Here is a 19,359-nt window from a genome sequence, read left to right as displayed (position 1 = left end):
TTTTAATGGCCCAAGCCAATTTTTCTCCGATTATAGTGGGGTTTTTAAATCTTGCCAAATTTTTACCTTAATAAAAAATATTTACGTAAATATACTTAAACTAAACTCAAGCTGTCTGAAAATGCCAGTACAAGTAATGTTGATTACATCAAGTAGTCCTTGCCAGCGTTTTATCAAGGTGCTTTAATAGCGATCGCATTCCGCAAAACAGTCTCACTTAGAGAATATGTACAAAACTTGCAGCGACTCGACATCGCTGCCGATGTTGATAAAATTACAGACTCAAAACATTAAACTCAAAGATATGACAAGCTAGTAGCATATCTTTGACACTAAATTCTCCCCAAAGCTGAATAGGAGCATACATGGAGCCAATTATTGCTATAGTTTTAGCCCTTATAGGTTATGCATTAGGTTCTGCAAAACTGATTAATCAAGGAAATGAAGCCTTAGTCGAACGCTTAGGACGGTATCATCGAAAACTTAAGCCGGGGCTGAACTTTATTGTTCCCTTGGTAGATCAAATTGTCATGGAAGATACTACACGAGAGCAGTTTACAGACATCAAACCTCAGAATGTGATCACCCAAGATAATATTTACGTAGAAGTGGATGCTATTGTATACTGGCGTATTCGAGATATTGAGAGAAGCTTTTACGCGATTGAGGATCTGCAAGGGGCATTAACACAGATAACCACAACTACGCTCCGAGAAATCATTGCCCAAAATACTTTAGAGCAGACCAACGTCTCTAGAGCAGAGATGGACTCAGCTATCTTAGATCAGTTGAATCATGTAACAGCAGATTGGGGAGTTGAGATTCTCCGGTTAGATATTCAGAGAATTACTCTACCTGAGAGTGTCCGAAAGTCTAGGGAAGAGGAACAAGCCGCCGTCATCAAAAAACGGGCACTGATTACCGAAGCAGAAGGGGAAAAGGAAGCTGCGATTAAGAAAGCAGAAGGAACTATGGCTTCAGTGCAAATCATTTCTCAAGCTCTGCGTTCTAATCCAGATAGTAGAGACATTCTGCGGTATCTTGTGGCTCAAGATTACGTAGACGCTAGCCAAAAACTTGGTGAGAGCAGTAATGCCAAAATTGTCTTTGTAGACCCAGCTAACTCAAGTGAAATGTTTCAGGAGTTGATAGCCGAGTCAGTGAATCAAGAAGGTAACGGCAAAAAAATCGAAGAACGGTAACACTTAAGAGTTAGGCTGTGTAGCCTGTCTCAATAAGGCATCGGCCACTAATGAAACATCGCGCATTTCTTGAACATCGTGAACTCGGAGGATATCAGCGCCATTAAAAATAGCAGCACAACAAGCTGCTGCCGTTCCCCAAACTCGTGCTTTGGGATCTGGTTGATTTAAAATGCGGCCAATGAAACTTTTACGAGATGCTCCTACCAAGATAGGACAGTTGAGTGGTGCGAGCGATCGCAAGCTGCGAAAAATTTCTAAATTCTGCTCATAGTTTTTAGCAAAACCAATACCAGGATCGATAATAATTTTATCCAGGTCAATGCCCGCAGTAGTTGCTGCCTCAATTTGCCGAGCCAAAAAACTATAAATCTCACCAAGTAAATCTTGATAATCAGTCTGTTGTTGCATTGTTTGTGGTGTCCCCCGGATGTGCATTAAAATCATCGGCACACCTAACTCTGCGACTGTTGGCAACATTTCTGAGTCAAAAGTGCCGCCAGAAATATCATTAATAATATCCGCTCCAGCTTCTACAGATGCCTTGGCGACAGCAACACGGGTTGTATCTACAGAAATCGGGACTGAGATCTCTGGCCTTAGCACCTGTAACACCGATAGTACCCGGTCAAGTTCCTCCACCAGAGTGATTTGCTTTGCCCCTGGTCGAGTTGATTGACCGCCCACATCAATGATGTCAGCACCAGCAGCTACCAGTGCTTGCGCCTGTACTAAAGCGGTAGAGGAAGTGTTAAACTCACCCCCATCACTAAAGCTATCAGGCGTTACATTTAAAATGCCCATCAAATAAGTCCGCTGTCCCCAATTGAAACAGCGTCCTCGAATTATCAAGTTCCTTGGCATAAATCTACATTAAGCATTCCCATGCTCTGCATGGGAACGAGAAAAAAGCACATCACACTGATTTAAAATTCACAATTCGAGCGAAACTCTCAGGTTCTAGACTTGCTCCTCCCACGAGGACGCCATCAATTTCTGGTTGAGCCATAATCTCATCAATATTATTCGGCTTGACTGAACCGCCATATTGAATTGATACATTTGGATTAGTCAACTTGCTACGAATTAAGCCAATTATTCGATTAGCTTCCTCTACTTCACAAGTGTCACCAGTGCCAATCGCCCAAATCGGTTCGTAGGCAATCACCAAATTATCCTGATCGATATCTACCAAGCCTTTGTCGAGTTGGAGAGCAATCAGTGATTCAGCTTCTCCCGCATCTCGTTGTTGTTTGCTTTCGCCAACACAGAGAATTGGAGTCAAACCAAACCTTTGAGCAGTTCGGAGGCGCAGATTAACGGTGGCGTCCGTTTCTCCAAAATATTGCCGTCGTTCGCTATGACCGACAATCACAAAGCGCACACCACTTTCTGCCAGCATTGGGCCAGAAATCTCACCCGTATAGGCTCCATATTCTTCCCAATGGATATTTTGTGCCCCCAGTTGGATGAGGCTGCCGTGCAAGGTCTTGGACAAAACACTTAAATCAGTGAAAGGAGGACACAATATCACTTCTCGCCCTTGGGGGGTTTCCTCTAAGTGGGGCAGAAATCCTTGTAAAAACTCCTGGGTATCTGCCTGGGTTTTGAACATTTTCCAGTTGCCGGCAATAACGATTTTCCGCACAGGTAATTTAGTCAAGATCCTAACGCGTTATATTAGATGCATTTTTCAGTTTATGACTTTTTGTTAGCCATTAGTCATTGGTCATTAGTCATTGGTCATTTGTCATTAAGTCAAGAGTTAGGAATTCTTCTTCTGCTCCCCTGCTCCTCCGGTTACTGAGCGCAGTCGAATATACTCCCCTGCTTCTCCGGTTACTGAGCGCAGTCGAAGTATGCTCCCCTGCTCCTCGGTAACAGAGCGCAGCCTCTCGTAGAGAAGTGCTGCTCCCTCATCTCCACAAACCCCTGTTAAAAATAACTAGGATAAGAGACAGGGCTAATTTAAAAATCCCAAATTTCAAATTTCAAATTGATATGACTTCGACATTGCCCGTGCCTGAACCTCATCAAAGCGATTCCGCTAACACTGACGCAAATTCTCTCAGCTGGGAGGAAGAACTGGATAGTGCTATTTTCAGTTTTGAAGACATTCAGACGGAACTGAACTATAAACAAGCACAAACAGCGTTGCGAAACTTGGTAGCCAATCTTGACCTTACTCCTCAGGAAAAAACCGGATTGGAGGCAGAAATTGCTGATTTGGAAACCATGCTAGGGAAGTTAGACCACATGGTGGTGCAGATTGCGGCTTTTGGCATGGTGGGACGTGGTAAGTCTTCTCTACTCAATGCTTTGGTTGGGCAAACGGTATTTGAAACTGGGCCGCTGCACGGTGTCACGCGTACTGCCCAAACAGTTAATTGGAGTATTAGCGAGGAGATGATTGGGGAAACTGAACGTGCTTTGCGTGTCACTCTCCCTAGTGTAGGTCAATCCCAAGTGGAATTAATTGATACTCCTGGACTAGACGAAGTAGATGGTGCAACCCGTGCCGTGTTAGCTGAACAGATTGCCAAACAAGCAGATTTGATTCTGTTTGTGATATCTGGCGATATGACAAAGCTGGAATACGCCGCCCTTTCTCAGTTGCGGGAAGCAGGTAAACCGATCGTTTTAGTATTTAACAAAGTGGATCAGTATCCAGAAGCAGACCGGATGGCAATTTATCACAAAATCCGGGATGAAAGGGTGCGGGAATTACTCACACCTTTGGAAATTGTTATGGCTGCGGCATCGCCATTGGTGAAGACGGCGATTCGTCGCCCTGATGGTACGAGGGGCATACAGTTGCGTACAGGAAATGCCCAAGTCGAGGAACTGAAGCTGAAAATATTGGAAATTCTGCATCGTGAAGGTAAAGCCTTGGTTGCCCTTAATACCATGCTTTATGCCGATATCGTAAATCAGCAGTTGATAGAACGAAAACTGATGATTCGGGAACAGAATGCCAATCAGTTGATTTGGAAGGCTGTGATGACTAAGGCATTAGCGATCGCACTCAATCCTCTAACTGTGGTAGATATTCTGAGTAGTGTGGTAATTGATATTGCTCTGATTTTGGGTTTATCTAAACTCTATGGCTTCTCTATGACCGAAGCTGGGGCTGTACAGTTGCTACAAAAAATCGCCCTGAGTATGGGCGGTATCGGTGCTAGTGAATTGTTAGCAAATTTAGGCTTGAGTGGATTAAAAACTTTACTTGGAATTTCTGCAACAGCTACGGGTGGTATTGCACTAGGCCCTTATATATCGGTGGCGATTACCCAAGGAGGAGTAGCTGGTGTTTCTTCTTACGGTATTGGACAAGTTACCAAAGTTTATTTAGCCAATGGCGCAACTTGGGGGCCTGATGGGCCGAAAGCAGTGATTAATCGGATTTTGACAAATTTGGATGAGACTTCAATTCTTAACCGGATTAAAGATGAATTACTCCAGAAAGTAAAACTCAAAAAGTGATGTATAAATTACGTTTGGTCAGTCATGTTTATCCTTAGAGCTGATTCGTCAAGAAAAGCTTAAGGTGGCGTTCACTTTATCATCAGAGGAATTAATGAGCCATAAATCATTGCTTTACTTAGCTCTGTGTACAACTCATAATCCTTACTCAAACGCCGAAATCGATTGCGACATCTAATTTGTGAATGTACAGGTACACTACCAACTGCACTATAACTCTTTAAGGGATGTTTTAAAAGGGTCTTTTGCTCTCCTAATTAGCACAGCCAAGCATTTAAGTATATGCCGAAAATCCTAGTTTTCGTTGCACTTACCCTATTCCAGAAAACAAAAATTATAAGCTGTCGCGCGTATAACTTGCACTTTTTATGGTCTGAAACCCTTATTGCAACGAGAACACTTTGGAAAATTAAAGACGCGACAGCTTACTTTCCAATACTTTTAAAACATCCTCTTAAAATCAGCTATATATAATTGCTTAGTTATTATTACTTTGTCAAGCTTTCTAGAAACTAAATTTTAAATATCCCCTCTCGCACTCAGCACTCTCTAGGATACTTGCAACAAATAGGTCATACAATGCCCCATCAAAAAGTAAACTACTAACATGGCAGCAGCAGCAAGAGCAACCAAGGTACCAGCTAACATTAGAGAAAATTCTTTACTCTCGTAGGCTTTTTCCATTAAGTGCAGCGACCACGCCACCAGGGCGACATCAAAAAGTAGAATAGGAAGCAACATATTTTTTAATATTTGTTAATACTTGTAAAATAATATTAACACCCTTTCAGGCAAGTGTGTCTAACCTTAGATGGATGTCATTAAATGAGTAATGGTGGATCAACAGAATGTTCTAACTGGCACGTTGCGATCGCGCAAGTAACTTTTAATTTCTGCTACGCTTAATTGTCCGTAATGTAACAGTGACGCGAGTAATGCGGCTTCAGCCTTGCCTTCAGTTAGGGCAGTGTAGATATGTTCACAATTACCTGCACCACCAGAAGCAATAACTGGAATTTCTACAGCATCGGCAATTGCCCGTGTGATCTCAATGTCATACCCGGCTTGGGTTCCATCAGCATCCATACTTGTGACTAGCAGTTCTCCGGCCCCCCGTTTTTCAACTTCCTGTGCCCACAATAGGGCATCTAAGCCTGTATTTTCTCTGCCACCCCGCACATACACATCCCAACCTGGATTCTCCGGGTTATTTCTGCGTCTGGCATCAATAGCAACAACTATGCACTGATTACCAAAGCGATCGCTTGCCCGATTAATCAAGTCTGGTTCCCGCACTGCCGCAGAATTAATACTAACCTTATCTGCGCCCGCCCGTAACAAAGCTTTAACATTTTCTAAGGATTGAATGCCACCACCTACAGTCAATGGAATAAAGACCTGTTCAGCAGTGCGGTAGACCACATCTAAAATTGTAGCTCGGTCTTCATGAGTAGCTGTAATATCCAGAAATACTAACTCATCAGCACCGGCTTCGTTGTAAACCTTGGCCAGCTCTACCGGATCGCCTGCATCTTGGAGATTAACAAAGTTAACTCCTTTTACAACCCGTCCCGCCTTCACATCTAAGCACGGTAAGATTCTTTTAGATAACATAATAACTTTTGTACTTCTGGGTAATTGGCCGGAATTTAAATTTTAAATTGGTGCGGGTATTCTCAAACGAAAATTTTTACGGGAATTGGGCATTGGGCATTGGTTATTAATATCTTGTACCTCACTCCCCCTGCCTCCCCTGCCTCCCCTGCTCCCCCTGCTTCCCCCTACCTTGCTCCCCACTCCTAGTCCCTTAAAAGTAGATAGCTGAATTATGGCGATAATCTCATCGAAAAAACAGCCTCCAGAACCCAACGGAGAACCAAAGCAACGTCGAGAGTCGGCGAAGGCACCATCCACAGAAAATATTTTGAAGCCTGAAGCTGCTATTGATGAGCAAGAACAGCAAGAAGAAGGTATTCGACCACACCGCTTTGCCGATTACATTGGGCAAAAAGATTTAAAGGATGTGCTAGATATTGCCATTAAAGCAGCTAAATCTCGTGGTGAAGTGCTAGATCACTTGCTGCTGTATGGGCCGCCGGGATTGGGCAAAACTACAATGGCAATGATTTTAGCATCGGAAATGGGGGTAAATTACAAAATTACCAGTGCGCCAGCCTTAGAACGTCCACGGGATATTGTTGGGCTACTAGTGAACCTCAAGCCAGGGGATATCTTATTTGTGGATGAAATTCATCGCCTCTCGCGGATGACGGAGGAAATTCTCTATCCAGCAATGGAAGATTATCGCTTAGATATTACCATTGGCAAGGGTTCCAGCGCTCGGATCAGAAGTTTGCCGCTGTCAAAGTTTACCCTAGTAGGGGCTACAACCCGTGTCGGTGCTTTAACTTCACCACTGCGCGATCGCTTCGGTTTAATTCAAAAACTGCGATTTTACGAAGTTGACGAACTGACCAAAATTGTACTGCGAACCGCTCAATTACTCAAAACCCCTATTACAGAAGATGGAGCCACAGAAATTGCCCGTCGTTCGCGTGGAACGCCGCGGATTGCTAATAGGTTACTGAAACGGGTACGTGATTATGCGGAAGTAAAAGTATCTGGTGAAATTAATGAAAGCATTGCATCTGAGGCATTGCAACTATTCCAAGTAGATCCTTGCGGTTTAGATTGGACAGACCGCCAGATGTTGAGTGTAATAATTGAACAATTTAACGGCGGGCCAGTGGGATTAGAAACAATGGCAGCAGCAACGGGTGAAGATACTCAAACAATTGAAGAGGTGTACGAACCTTACCTGATGCAGATTGGGTATTTAACTCGGACTCATCGCGGAAGAATGGCGACTAAGGCAGCATATAAGCATTTGGGATTCACGCCGCCTAATGAACAGTTGTCATTATTGTAATTATGGGAAATTGGGCATTGGGCATCCCTTCGGCTTCTCCTAACGGAAGACGCTGCGCGAACGCTCAGGGCAAGTGGGCATTGATACTCGTAAATGAGTCTTTGAACTCCATTCCTCTGCTCAATAACAAATGACAAATGACAAATGACAAATTAGGTAAACCTAGATGATTAAGTTGATTAGTATTTTTCTCAGTTTGTTACTTGTGTTTGGCTGGGCTACTCCAGTCATGGCACAATCTCAGCCGACTATTACTCAAGAACAGTTAAAACAAGGTGATGAGTGGGCAAATCAAGCGTTTATAGCGACGAATCAAGGTGACTTTGCGAGGGCTGAAACTTACTGGACAAAGATTATTGAGCAATTTCCGACAAATGCGGGGGCGTGGAGTAACCGGGGAAATTCGCGGGTGAGTCAGAATAAATTACAAGAGGCGCTGGCAGATTATAACAAAGCCATAGAATTAGCGCCGAATGTCACCGATCCATATTTGAATCGGGGGGCGGCATTGGAAGGGATGGGAAAATGGGATGATGCGATCGCAGATTATAATCGTGTTCTAGAACTCGATCCTAACGATGCAATGGCGTATAACAATCGCGGCAATGCCACAGCCGGTTTGGGAAAATGGGATGATGCGATCACAGACTACAAAAAATCTAATGAGATAGCCCCGAATTTTGCCTTCGCCCGTGCTAACTACGCTCTCGCTCTTTATGAAACTGGTCAAAAAGAGCAAGCAATCCGCGAGATGCGAAATATCGCCCGTAAATACTCAAAATTTGCTGATGTGCGTGCCGCCCTCACAGCTGCATATTGGGTAAATGGAGAACAAGGTGAAGCCGAAAGTAACTGGGTATCAGCTTATGGACTTGATAGCCGCTACAAAGATATCGACTGGGTAAAAAATATCCGGCGTTGGCCTCCTAGCCTAGTTACAGCTTTGGATAAGTTCTTGAAAATCCAGTAATTAGCAAGTAAATCAAAAGGGAAGCGGAGCGATCGCTCCTACCTGATTCTGAGACTTTTAGACTGAGTTAGTCTCAAGAACTCGCTGATTTTGCTGGCGCTTTCCAGTTACCACCATTGGTACACCACCGCCTGGTGCTAACAGGATGCTTTTGCGTACTGGTAGTACTGGCTTTGTATCAGCTAGTTTCATTTGCCAATCAGATAGTACAGTTGCCAATACTAGTTTCATCTCAAACAGCGCAAATGCCATGCCAATACAGCGACGATTACCACCACCAAAAGGCAAAAATTCAGATGGAGTAAATTGGCGTTCTAGAAAACGATCTGGCTGAAACTGCTTGGAATTGGGGTATAAATCTTCTCGATGATGGCTCAAATAAATACAAGGAACCAATATAGTACCAGGGTCAAATTTGTAGCCTGCAATTTCTAGAGGTGATTTAACCAATCGATTTACTCCCAACATCGCCACTGGATATAGGCGCATTGTTTCCGAACAAACTGCATTTAAATAAGGTAATCGGAAAATGGCGTTTGGGTCTTTGTTGTCACCCAGGCTATCTAGTTCTTGCACCAGTTTTTCACGGACTTCAGGCTGATGATGAATCCAGTACAGCGCCCATGCCAAAGAACTAGCCGTAGTTTCATGACCTGCAATCAACAAAGTTATCAATTCATCACGTAATTCCAAGTCTGTCATCGGCTCACCTGCTTCATCACGAGCCGCCATCATTAAAGACAGAATATCACTTCGAGACTCATCAGCAAGCGATCGCCTTTCTTGAATTTCAGCATAGATGAGATCGTCCATTTCCTGCCGCAAACGTAGATAACTTCCCCAAGGACTGCGAGGCCCTAAATCCTGCCGTAATAATGGGAACAGGAGGAATATTGCCCGCAAGATTGTTATCAGCTAGTATTCATGCACCCCTAGCTTGATTAAGCTTACAACACAGATTCAGCAGATGAAGTCACCAATTCTTGAATCTGCTTTGGGGTTAATTCTTGCACATTACGCAAAACTAATGCTGCTCCTGCTGCTATTAGTGTCTCACCATAAGCATGACTACGCGCTGCTGTTTCCTGCACATGAGGCGGTAAAACCCCTACTCCAATCCAAGGGCGAGAAGAATCTAAACCCCGCGCTTTCTCGACGGTATACATATCTGCTACCGTATCTCCCACATACACTACAGCTAATTTTTGCTCAATTCCATTATCTAACTTACGAACTGTAGCGAAAAGTCCAGTTGGGTCAGGTTTTCCTGGTGCATCCTCCATCGCAATCAACACCGGAGATTGCAAACCCAGGCGTTTTTCCAATATGTAGTTAGCAGAACCACGAGTAGCACCGCTGAAAAATCCCCAAGCAATCCCCGCTTGGGTAAGTTGTTCTAAATAGCTAGGTTGTAATAATAAAGGTTCATTACAGATATACCCTGTAAAATTATTTGGGTCTGAGCCGCGGTAACGCGATTGAAAAAAAGCAACGATCGCATCATAATCTAGTTGCAGTTGCTCACGAGTCTGTCCTTGGGTTTCAAAATAACGGTAAATTAATTCCTGCGATGCTTCCCAATCGTTATTCCACACGCCTTCAGACTTCAGTTGGTCAATATCTAATGGGGTTGGACGATATGCTTGGGTAGTAAAATACTCTACGGTATCTGCGATCGCTCGGCGATAGGAACCGCTAACATCGCGCACAACGCCATCAATATCGAAAACAACGATCGCTTTTGTAGAAGTGGGTTGAGTCATGGGGTAGGAAGCAAAAGAGTTTTACATCATCATAAAACGTGAGATCATGACTCAGGTAAAAAATCGGGGTCGAGGGCTTGCTCTGGCGTGAAAGGAGATTGTTCGGGGAAGGTAGCAATCGCTAATCCAGTTTCAATTACAGCCAGTCGTCTAGCGGTTTCATAGCTTTCATCGAAAACCAGATCAAAGTGAGGCTTTAAACTCGGACTTTCCTTGAGTGCCTTTTGGACTCGCCTGCGGTGTTCTAAAATTGTGTACTGCCAACTTTTTGAACGCCTTTCAGTTTGAATTTGGTACTTGAGCAGATGCATCAGCAACACTTCCAGATTACTCTCCAGTGCCCGCTTTTCACTCCTGCCCATCGTTTCAATTTCTTCAATCAGGTTGTCTAAGTCTAGTTGGGTGAAATTCTTTTGCTTGAGCAGTTCTGCTGTGGTTTGAATCCACAGGTAAAAGTCTTGCTCATACAAATCTGAACCAGATGTTGTTTGAGATTGAGGCAGTTGGGCAGTCACGTCGCTTCGCTCCGAAGTCAAAAGTCAAAAGTCAAAAGTCAAAATTTCCATAAACAAATTTACTTGCTCTGTATCATGGGTCTATTTTGGTCATAAGCCTCTTTATTTAGCGCCGACTACACCTTATGCTAGCCCAATCTAATTACAGTTTGGTCATTTGATAGGGTATTGCGTTAAAATAAGCGATCGCTATCCTAGTTAAATAATGCCCGGAAATTCCCGGAGGTGTGATTGACCAAGTTTATTTTGAAAATTTTGTGGTTAGACGAGAACGTTGCTCTCGCAGTCGACCAAGTTGTAGGCAAAGGCACCAGTCCCTTGACTAAGTACTTTTTTTGGCCCAGAAATGATGCCTGGGAAGAGTTAAAAAAGGAATTAGAGTCCAAACATTGGATTACCGATCTGGATCGTGTTGAGTTGCTTAACAAAGCAACAGAAGTGATTAACTACTGGCAAGAGGAAGGCAGAAACCGTCCAATGGCAGAAGCTCAGTTGAAATTTCCGGAAGTTGCCTTTACAGGTAGCGCTTGATATTACAAAATTAGCTATTGTCCTGTTCTACAAGCTGCCACAGTTTGATAGTCTTGTCCCGGCTGCCGCTTGCAATTAATTGTGTAACTTTGCTCACAGCAACAGCAGATACTGAGTCTATATGACCAGAGAGAGTAACAATCTCTTCTGCTGTGCTTACCCTCCAAAGTTTAACTGTTTTGTCGCAACTTGCACTTAGGAGTGTTTCGCCATCGGCAGTAAAAGCCACAGCCACCACAGACCAAGAATGGCCTACAAGTGTGCAAATTAGCTGACCAGTGTTTACCTCCCACAACTTAATAGTGTTATCATCACTACCCGTCGCCAAAATTTTCCCATTGGGACTAAAAGCGACTGTCAAAACCGCCCATGCATGACCCGAAAGGGTGCTTAACAAGCTATAGCATGGGCGGTTTTGAAATTCTCTCTGGGAACCTTCTAATACAGGTATCTGCCACAGGCGAATTGTTCTGTCATAACTAGCGCTAGCTAAAAGCTGTCCTTGGGGGCTAAATGCTACTGAATTAACCTGTAATTGGTGTCCAGTTATAGTGTAAATTTCTTTACCAGTATTTATATCCCAGAGTTTGATTGTCTTATCCCAGCTACCACTAGCGAGAATCTGTCCATCTGGACTGAAAGCAACTGATTTTACAGCGTGTGAGTGTCCTAAAAGAGTGCAGATTTCTTTTAATGTATCAAACTGCCACAATTTGATAGTTTTATCATCGCTAGCAGTTGCCAGAAGTTTTCCATCAGGACTGAAGGTAACTGATTTTACAGCTTGGGAATGTCCTGATAAGCTAGCTAGGACTTTTTTGCTATTTAAATCCCACAACTTAATGTTTTTGTCATCACCACTACTGGCTAAAGTGTGACCATCGGGACTGATGGCAAGGGCATTCACCCTACTCAATGTCCCAGAATGCTCAATTAGGGTATGCAAGCATCGCCAAAGAGGATCGCACCTTTGCTGCACTGACGGCACAACTTGGATTTTGGATTGGATACCCATTGCTTGCATAACTGCATCAGCTGATTGAAAGCGACGGTTAACAGCATTTTGCAGCAGCTTGTCGAGAATTTGCGCCAAGCGTAGACTTTTTGAGTCTTGTCGCCAGACATCGCTTACCTTAGTAGTAAGATATTGTTGCCAAACCCAGCAATTATTTGCAATATCAAATAAATCAAAGGGAGAAATCTGGGTAAGTAAGTAAATACAAGTTACACCCAAGCTATATAAATCACTAGCAAAAACGGCTTTTCCCTTTGTCTGCTCTGGTGCAGCGTATTCTGGACTGCCGATACTGGTTTGAGATGTTAGCCGATCGATTTCTGTGAAGATTTTCGCAGTGGAAAAATCGACTATGACGAAATCCGCTTTGTTGGTAATTGGGGATCTACGGATGATATTTTGGGGTTTAATATCGCAGTGAATGATCTTGCGATCGCTAATAAACTGCAAAACTGGCAACACATCTTCTAAAAGTTGCCAAATCTGAGTTTCATTAAAAGCACCTTCTTCTTCAACTACCTGAGCTAAATTAGTGCCTGCAATAAACTCTTGCACTAAATAAAAATGCCCGTTCTGCTGAAAATAAGCCAACAAAGCCGGAATTTGGGGATGCTTTCCTAATTCTTCTAGCTGTTGCGCCTTTTGCTGAAAATTTTTAAATGTTTCGTATTCTTGCGATAATTCTTGAACGACGCAAGGAACTGGAGGAAACTGACCTTCATCTACAGCGAGGAAGGTTTTACAGAATCCCCCTTTACCAATCTGCTTGAGTAAACGATAACGTTCTTGTAAAAACAAAATTTCTCTACCTACAAGGTAGGCAAAATGCCCACAATAAGATATTGCTGTTGGTTTCTTGTAAAGGCATAACCCGGATTTCTCACCACACCTCGAATGCAGGAGTAATGAGTAGTGAGTAAGGAGTAATGAGTAGTGAGTAAGAATGTACAAGTTCTTGCACTGGTATTGCGCCTGTTGCTCTTTTACTTATTACTCATTACCCATTACTTATTACTCATTATCAAACGCTTCATAAGCTTGTGAGAAATGCGGGATAAGAATGTTATGCCCCTACCTCATGTTTCTGATGTTACTTATCTACAGGAAAATTCACAACTATCGGTGGAAGACCGTTTTCTGTGGTCGGTTGTCCATTGTTAACTACTGGTTGTGGATGCAAAGGTGTTGGTGTCAATTCACCCTTACCAGTTTGATTCCATAAAATCATGGATAGTAGCCCATCCACTAAGCCGTTATTGCTGCCGTTACTGCCAACTAAGACATCTGGTATCAAGCGGACATTGCGATCGCCGATAATCTGCATCAGTTGCATTGCTGTATAACCTTGTGGTCCCAAGGCTTCCACACCAGCGCGGTAGGTTTCAGCTTTGGCATTACCTGTAGCCCGAATACCTTCTGCCTCAGCAATTGTCCGGAGTTTTGTCCCCTCAGCTTCACCGTTCGCCTCTTTGATTTGGGCTTGGGCTTTTAGGTCAGCAATATGCACACTCTGCTCCGATTTCACCATTTCTTGCTGGATATTAGCCAGTGCCGTTTCCCGGACAAGCTGCTGCCGTTGGGTTTGCGCCATCTGCTGAACTTCATAAGTCTTGCGTTCTTCTTCAGCAATTTTCCGGTCTGTCTGTGTCTGCATTAACGACGCCGGTGGCTGAATATCACCGATAAGGGTGTCGATCGCTTGCACGTCATAAGCCCGTAATGCTGTTTTAATATACTCAGCAGCCTCAGCTTGCCGCTCACTCCGAGCAGTGAGAAAGTCTAGTACAGTATAGTCTTGGGCTGAGTTGCGGAAATAATTACCGATAGTTGGTTCTAATACATGGTCTACTAGATTTTGCATTGCACCGACGCGAGAAATTACCTTCGGAGCATCTAAAGCACCCACATGGATAATTTGTGCTACTTCCAAATCAAAGGCAAACCCATCACGCGATCGCACTGTTAAGGAAGCCAGTTGAGCATCATAGCTGTGACGTTCGGTGCGATCTGACCAATTTAAAACAATGTTGGTCGTTGGCACCAGTTCCATCTTCATGATCCGGGAATTAATCGGGTGCTTGCCAGGATACAGCGGTTCGACCCACACGCCTTTATGTCCAGGATTCACCAAATTACCGTGGGTGAAAGCTGCACCGCTAACATCTTGATGTGCCTTACCCACGAAAGAAATCACCACACCCACATACCCAATGGGAATTTCCGTCATCGGCACTTGCTCAACCTGGACAAACCAAGGATTCAAGTTCCAAGAACCAGAGAGCAATATCTGTTCTTGTAAACCTCGCCGCCCACCGCCATTAATAAATTTCTGACCATTTTGGAAGTTGTCATGTCCGTCGATTATCGGGCCTGCAAGTTCACCTGCGGAAATTGGTACACCATCTAAAGTAGTGACAATGCCAACTTTGTCAGATGCCAGACTATATACTCGCAACTGTTCTGGATTCATGCCATGAGCGCTGGCATTTGATGCCATGATGACTTTAAATAGGGCAGTGTTGATCCGGTATGTACCAGCCGTAAGAAAACCCATTTGCCGCCCTTTTTCGCCACCTTCGATGAGGAATTTTCGAGCATCTTGGAAGTTGTCACAACCCACGATTTTACCTAAAATTCGCTCTGGTGGGTTGGGTTGACCATCTGCTGCCACAATCAAAGCAATTTCCCCTTGGGGAACGACAATTACGGATTCTTTCTTTACAGAATACTGCCAAGGCCAATAGCCCCAGTGCCAACCAGGAGCTAAAGTATCTGCCTGCAAGCCAGCTTCGCCGTTGAGGGCAATCAAACTGCCGGCAGGGAGTCCACGCCCGGAAAGGGTAAATTTTCTCACTACAATACCAACTTCCCGTTCGCCAATAACTACTAGTCCCCCAAAGAATAGGGGGACGAATATGACTAAACCGCCAACAAGTAGAATGGGAACCACTACAACAGGATTAATTCCAGCAGCTTGATATTGAGTCCTGCTAGTTTGTAACTGAGCAATATTTGGTGTGGTCTGATTTAGCTGGATCGCTGAAGTAATTTCTTTTGTAGTAGTTGTTTTGAAAGAAGTAGCATTAGCAGAGCGAATACTACCAGCGATCGCTAACGTTGCTACGATAGATGCTGCAAAACGAGCTACCTTATTTTGTTTACGAGTACCAAGCAAAGATGAAAGGCTTTTCATAATCTGTGCCCATCTGGGCAACTAATTAGCTAATTTAACACTTCACCAAAGCTTGCCTCGATTTCTTAAACTTGGCGTAATTTTTTTTAAATAAATAAATAAGGAGCCAGGATTCACAATACTCCATCTTTTTACGGGCAGAATTTTAGCACCCGTATAAAATTGATACTGACTCTTGACTCCTAAGTTCTTCTTCATAAATAATTTGTAGGTTGGAAATTGCCCAACCTACAAAGTGGAAATATAAAGTTAAATTAGACTGAACCGCCAGCAGCTTGAAACCGAGCGCGGGCACGTTTGAAGGCTTGGGTTGCCTGAATTTGGGCTTGGCGATCGTCTGCGGAAACTTGACTTAGACGTGCTTCTGCTTGGTTGTAAGCAGTACGAGCTTCATCAAGGTTAATTTTGTCGCCACGTTCAGCGCCGTTAACCAGAATTGTCACTTCATTTTCTTCGACTTCGGCAAAGCCACCCAAAAGAGCGATCGCTTCCCAATTCTGATTTTTAGCGCCACGAACTCGCATGACACCAGTATCTAAAGCAGTCAAAAGTGGTGCGTGTCCAGTTAAGATACCTAGTTGACCAGTAGTGCTAGGCAAAACAACTTCTTCAGCTGGAGCATCCCAGACTGTTTTATCTGGGGAAATTACACGAACGGTTAATGTCATTTGTCTTTTGTCTTTTGTCCTTTGTCCTTCGTCCTTTGTCCTTTGTCCTTTGTCATTTGTAATTGCCATTAGTCATTAGCAGTTGAACTAATGACTAATGACTAATGACTAATGACTAATGACCAATGACTAATGACTAACCTTTGATTTTTTCAGCTTTGGCGATCGCTTCGTTAATATCGCCAACCAAGTAGAAAGCCTGTTCTGGTAAAGCATCTAACTCACCAGACAGAATCTTTTGGAACCCTTTGATGGTATCTTCCAACTTCACGTACTTACCAGGAGAACCGGTGAATACTTCTGCCACAAAGAACGGCTGAGACAAGAAACGCTCAACTTTCCGGGCCCGCGCGACAATGAGACGGTCTTCTTCAGACAACTCATCTAGACCGAGAATGGCGATAATGTCTTGGAGTTCTTTATAACGTTGCAGAGTTGATTGCACCGCCCGCGCCGTATTGTAGTGTTCGTCACCGACAATATTGGGCTGAAGCATGGTGGAAGTTGAACCAAGGGGGTCAACTGCGGGATAAATTCCCTTAGCTGCCAAACCACGAGATAGTACTGTTGTACCGTCCAAGTGGGCGAAGGTGGTAGCAGGTGCGGGGTCGGTGAGGTCATCCGCTGGTACGTACACTGCTTGAATGGAGGTAATTGAACCCTCGGTAGTCGAGGTAATCCGCTCTTGCAGTTCACCTACGTCGGTTCCCAATGTGGGCTGATATCCCACCGCTGAAGGCATCCGACCGAGTAACGCTGATACTTCCGAACCTGCTTGTACAAACCGGAAGATGTTGTCAATAAACAACAGCACATCCTGCTTGTTCACATCGCGGAAGTATTCTGCTACTGTCAATCCTGAAAGACCAACCCGCATTCTAGCTCCGGGTGGCTCGTTCATTTGACCGTAAACTAGAGCAATTTTTGATTCGTTGAGGTTGTCTTTGTTGATAACCCCAGATTCAATCATTTCATTGTAGAGGTCATTGCCTTCACGGGTGCGTTCACCCACGCCAGCAAAAACGGATACTCCACCATGCTGAGTAGCGATGTTGTTGATCAACTCCATCATGATCACGGTCTTACCAACACCAGCACCGCCGAACAGACCAATCTTACCGCCGCGTCGATAGGGAGTCAGAAGGTCAACAACTTTAATCCCAGTCTCAAACACGGAAGGCTTTGTTTCCAGGTCAGTGAATTTGGGAGCAGAGCGGTGGATGGGTAAACTTGCCTCAGCATTTACAGGGCCCCTGTTATCCACAGGTTCGCCAAGGACGTTGAAAATTCGACCCAAAGTGGCTTTACCAACTGGTACGTTGATGGGAGCGCCTGTATCGGACACCTCAAAACCGCGCACTAAGCCTTCGGTGGAACTCATCGCAACAGTCCGCACCTGGTTGTCGCCCAGCAGTTGCTGTACTTCAACGGTGATGTTGATTTCCTGTCCAGCTTCGTTGGTGCCAACGATTTTCAAGGCGTTGTAGATTTGTGGCAATTTCCCGCCGGGAAATTTAACGTCTACAACTGGGCCAATGATTTGGGTAATGTAACCAATGTTTGTTTTTTCTGCGGTTGTTACCATGCTGCGCCTAATGAGTGAAGCTAGATTTCAGATAAGGTCGGAGAAGACATAAGAATAAGAAATGTCACCTTTCACTCTAGCATCGGACGGGGACATAACTCTCTTAGTAATTCCTTAAAAAGGAGTTCGGTGGTTGGGGTTGTAGTCCTCATCCTGACCAGATTGACAGAATACGCTCAAGTTTATCTTAATTTCATTTTTCCGATGCGATCGCCCTAGCCTGACCCATTGTAGCAAAAAATACTAATATTTTAAATTACTTAAATATTTACACTTGCAGGGAAAAAGCTAGATATCAATATTTAGCTTTTGCCTTGAAATAATGCATATTTGTATTACATCATGTATTTTGTGTGGTTATAGTTCATCAAAGACATCACCAACGCAGCATTTACTAAAAGTCAGTTAGTAATAGATATATAAAGCTATCCATAAACTACATTTCCAAAACTTCTGAATATCCATAAGATGAAGATAGATACAAAAACAGCTTTTAGCCAAGCCGCGATGCCTGAGTTAGGCGTACCTGCGGCTTCATCCTCACACTTTCACCGAGCAACAGCTTATGAATTTATCGTCAGCACGACAATATTTTTACCAGGAGATTCAGCAGTCTGACGAGCAAATTGACCTAGCAAAGGCAGCTTTGTACATTGCACAAGAAGAATATCCCAAGCTAGACCCAGAGGAATATTTCAACGCCCTTGAGACTATGGCATGGGAGCTTCAAGAACGCCTGCCTGATTCACGTTATCCTTTGCGAATAGTTCAAACTATTAATCAGTATCTATACGAGGATTTAAAATTTTCTGGTAATAAAATTAACTATTACGATCCACGCAACAGCTTTTTCAATGATGTAATCGATCGCCGATTGGGGATTCCGATTACCTTAGCGCTGGTTTACCTGGAAGTTGCTCGACGTATTGATTTTCCGATGGTCGGTATAGGTATGCCAGGACATTTCCTGATCCGCCCAGATATTCCCGATATAGAGATTTTTGTGGATGCTTTCAATGGCGGTGAAATAATATTTACCCAAGATTGCGAAGAACGCCTATCTCAACTTTATCGGCAACCTGTGACGCTACAACCAGAATTTTTGGCTGTAGTTAGTAATCGGCAATTTTTGGCCCGGATGTTGACAAATTTAAAATTTATTTACCTCAAACAGCAAGAGTTAGAAAAAACGCTGGCAGCAGTTGAACGAATTTTGTTGCTGTTTCCTGGTTTAACTTTAGAATTGCGCGATCGCGGTTTGATCTACTATCAACTCGGTTACTATCCCCAAGCCGTAGACGACTTACAAAATTATTTAGCAAAAGTTCCCAATGCCGAGGATGCATCTGTGATTCGGCGGCTACTTACCGAATTGGGTAAAGAGAAGTAGGGGAAGAGGCAGGGGAGCAGGGGAGTAGGGGAAGAGGCAGGGGAGCAGGGGAGCAGGGGAGTAGAGGAAAAGTTGCAGTAAGTTTTTCCCCTCTGCCTCTCTGCCTCTTCTGCCC

18 protein-coding genes and 2 pseudogenes are annotated in these 19,359 nt (G+C 43.9%); 8 read left to right on the top strand and 12 right to left on the bottom strand.

From position 1 onward, the window contains the following. Positions 1–159 precede the first annotated feature (159 nt). Positions 160–294 carry a hypothetical protein gene (locus tag AC1F2U_RS16430; protein WP_480262057.1) on the top strand — a complete coding sequence of 45 codons (135 nt, stop codon included), beginning with the start codon at positions 160–162 and terminating at the stop codon, positions 292–294. Positions 295–365: 71 nt separating this feature from the next. Further along, on the top strand, positions 366–1,202 hold the full coding sequence (locus tag AC1F2U_RS16425) for an SPFH domain-containing protein (protein ID WP_480262056.1): 837 nt from the start codon (positions 366–368) through the stop codon (positions 1,200–1,202). A 3-nt stretch (positions 1,203–1,205) separates the two neighbouring features. Here AC1F2U_RS16425 and folP read toward each other — a convergent pair whose 3' ends face one another. Then, positions 1,206–2,066 carry a dihydropteroate synthase gene (gene folP / locus AC1F2U_RS16420; protein WP_480262055.1) on the bottom strand — a complete coding sequence of 287 codons (861 nt, stop codon included), beginning with the start codon at positions 2,064–2,066 and terminating at the stop codon, positions 1,206–1,208. Between the two features lie 52 nt (positions 2,067–2,118). Further along, positions 2,119–2,850 carry a triose-phosphate isomerase gene (tpiA, locus tag AC1F2U_RS16415; protein WP_480262113.1) on the bottom strand — a complete coding sequence of 244 codons (732 nt, stop codon included), beginning with the start codon at positions 2,848–2,850 and terminating at the stop codon, positions 2,119–2,121. A gap of 353 nt (positions 2,851–3,203) precedes the next feature. Between tpiA and AC1F2U_RS16410 the strand changes: the two genes are divergently transcribed. Continuing rightward, positions 3,204–4,685 (top strand): GTP-binding protein, encoded by a 1,482-nt coding sequence (locus AC1F2U_RS16410; RefSeq protein WP_480262054.1) that lies wholly within the window; start codon positions 3,204–3,206, stop codon positions 4,683–4,685. Between the two features lie 71 nt (positions 4,686–4,756). Here AC1F2U_RS16410 and AC1F2U_RS16405 read toward each other — a convergent pair. The 3 genes and pseudogenes from AC1F2U_RS16405 to hisF all read right to left on the bottom strand — a co-directional run. Then, positions 4,757–4,852, bottom strand: a pseudogene (locus tag AC1F2U_RS16405) (IS5/IS1182 family transposase); the annotation flags it as partial. A gap of 382 nt (positions 4,853–5,234) precedes the next feature. Next, positions 5,235–5,426, bottom strand: a complete 192-nt coding sequence (locus AC1F2U_RS16400; protein ID WP_094348875.1) for a hypothetical protein — start codon at positions 5,424–5,426, stop codon at positions 5,235–5,237. A 99-nt stretch (positions 5,427–5,525) separates the two neighbouring features. Continuing rightward, positions 5,526–6,299: an imidazole glycerol phosphate synthase subunit HisF gene (hisF, locus tag AC1F2U_RS16395; protein ID WP_480262053.1), complete on the bottom strand. Its 774-nt coding sequence runs from the start codon at positions 6,297–6,299 to the stop codon at positions 5,526–5,528. A 214-nt stretch (positions 6,300–6,513) separates the two neighbouring features. Between hisF and ruvB the strand changes: the two genes are divergently transcribed. Together ruvB and AC1F2U_RS16385 are read left to right on the top strand one after the other, a co-directional pair. Further along, entirely contained in the window at positions 6,514–7,614 is a 1,101-nt protein-coding gene (ruvB, locus tag AC1F2U_RS16390; RefSeq protein ID WP_480262052.1) for a Holliday junction branch migration DNA helicase RuvB, read from the top strand. 166 nt (positions 7,615–7,780) lie between these two features. Further along, positions 7,781–8,584 (top strand): tetratricopeptide repeat protein, encoded by an 804-nt coding sequence (locus AC1F2U_RS16385; protein WP_480262051.1) that lies wholly within the window; start codon positions 7,781–7,783, stop codon positions 8,582–8,584. A 57-nt stretch (positions 8,585–8,641) separates the two neighbouring features. On the opposite strand, the pseudogene AC1F2U_RS16380 reads toward AC1F2U_RS16385, so the two are convergent. The 3 genes and pseudogenes from AC1F2U_RS16380 to AC1F2U_RS16370 form a co-directional block, all read right to left on the bottom strand. Then, positions 8,642–9,487, bottom strand: a pseudogene (locus tag AC1F2U_RS16380) (cytochrome P450); the annotation flags it as partial. 44 nt (positions 9,488–9,531) lie between these two features. Beyond that, positions 9,532–10,347: a TIGR01548 family HAD-type hydrolase gene (locus AC1F2U_RS16375; RefSeq protein ID WP_480262050.1), complete on the bottom strand. Its 816-nt coding sequence runs from the start codon at positions 10,345–10,347 to the stop codon at positions 9,532–9,534. 44 nt (positions 10,348–10,391) lie between these two features. Then, on the bottom strand, positions 10,392–10,862 hold the full coding sequence (locus tag AC1F2U_RS16370) for a DUF29 domain-containing protein (protein ID WP_480262049.1): 471 nt from the start codon (positions 10,860–10,862) through the stop codon (positions 10,392–10,394). Between the two features lie 231 nt (positions 10,863–11,093). On the opposite strand from AC1F2U_RS16370, the gene AC1F2U_RS16365 reads away from it, so the two are divergent. Beyond that, positions 11,094–11,393, top strand: coding sequence for a 30S ribosomal protein PSRP-3 (locus tag AC1F2U_RS16365; RefSeq protein WP_094333099.1), 300 nt, complete (start codon positions 11,094–11,096; stop codon positions 11,391–11,393). A 10-nt stretch (positions 11,394–11,403) separates the two neighbouring features. Here the strand turns inward: AC1F2U_RS16365 and AC1F2U_RS16360 are convergent, their stop codons facing one another. The 4 genes from AC1F2U_RS16360 to atpD all read right to left on the bottom strand — a co-directional run bounded on the left by AC1F2U_RS16360 (position 11,404) and on the right by atpD (position 17,854). After that, positions 11,404–13,206 carry a protein kinase domain-containing protein gene (locus AC1F2U_RS16360; RefSeq protein WP_480262048.1) on the bottom strand — a complete coding sequence of 601 codons (1,803 nt, stop codon included), beginning with the start codon at positions 13,204–13,206 and terminating at the stop codon, positions 11,404–11,406. A gap of 292 nt (positions 13,207–13,498) precedes the next feature. Then, entirely contained in the window at positions 13,499–15,601 is a 2,103-nt protein-coding gene (locus tag AC1F2U_RS16355) for an SPFH domain-containing protein (RefSeq protein ID WP_480262047.1), read from the bottom strand. A gap of 254 nt (positions 15,602–15,855) precedes the next feature. Beyond that, complete coding sequence (gene atpC / locus AC1F2U_RS16350) at positions 15,856–16,269, bottom strand: ATP synthase F1 subunit epsilon (protein ID WP_292715968.1); 414 nt, start codon at positions 16,267–16,269, stop codon at positions 15,856–15,858. Positions 16,270–16,405: 136 nt separating this feature from the next. After that, the gene (gene atpD, locus AC1F2U_RS16345) at positions 16,406–17,854 is read right to left on the bottom strand and encodes a F0F1 ATP synthase subunit beta (protein ID WP_190891177.1); all 1,449 of its coding nucleotides are present in this window, start codon (positions 17,852–17,854) and stop codon (positions 16,406–16,408) included. A gap of 468 nt (positions 17,855–18,322) precedes the next feature. On the opposite strand from atpD, the gene AC1F2U_RS16340 reads away from it, so the two are divergent. After that, a complete protein-coding gene (locus AC1F2U_RS16340) occupies positions 18,323–18,472 on the top strand; it encodes a hypothetical protein (RefSeq protein ID WP_480262046.1) in 150 nt (49 codons plus the stop codon). After that, positions 18,420–19,244 (top strand): SirB1 family protein, encoded by an 825-nt coding sequence (locus AC1F2U_RS16335; protein WP_480262045.1) that lies wholly within the window; start codon positions 18,420–18,422, stop codon positions 19,242–19,244. The genes AC1F2U_RS16340 and AC1F2U_RS16335 overlap by 53 nt, the downstream gene beginning before the upstream one ends. The last annotated feature ends 115 nt before the right edge of the window (positions 19,245–19,359 follow it).

The sequence above is a fragment of the Nostoc sp. LEGE 12454 genome (assembly GCF_056620565.1).
Note: the sequence above shows the minus strand (reverse complement) of the source record. Positions and strands in the feature narration are given on the sequence as shown.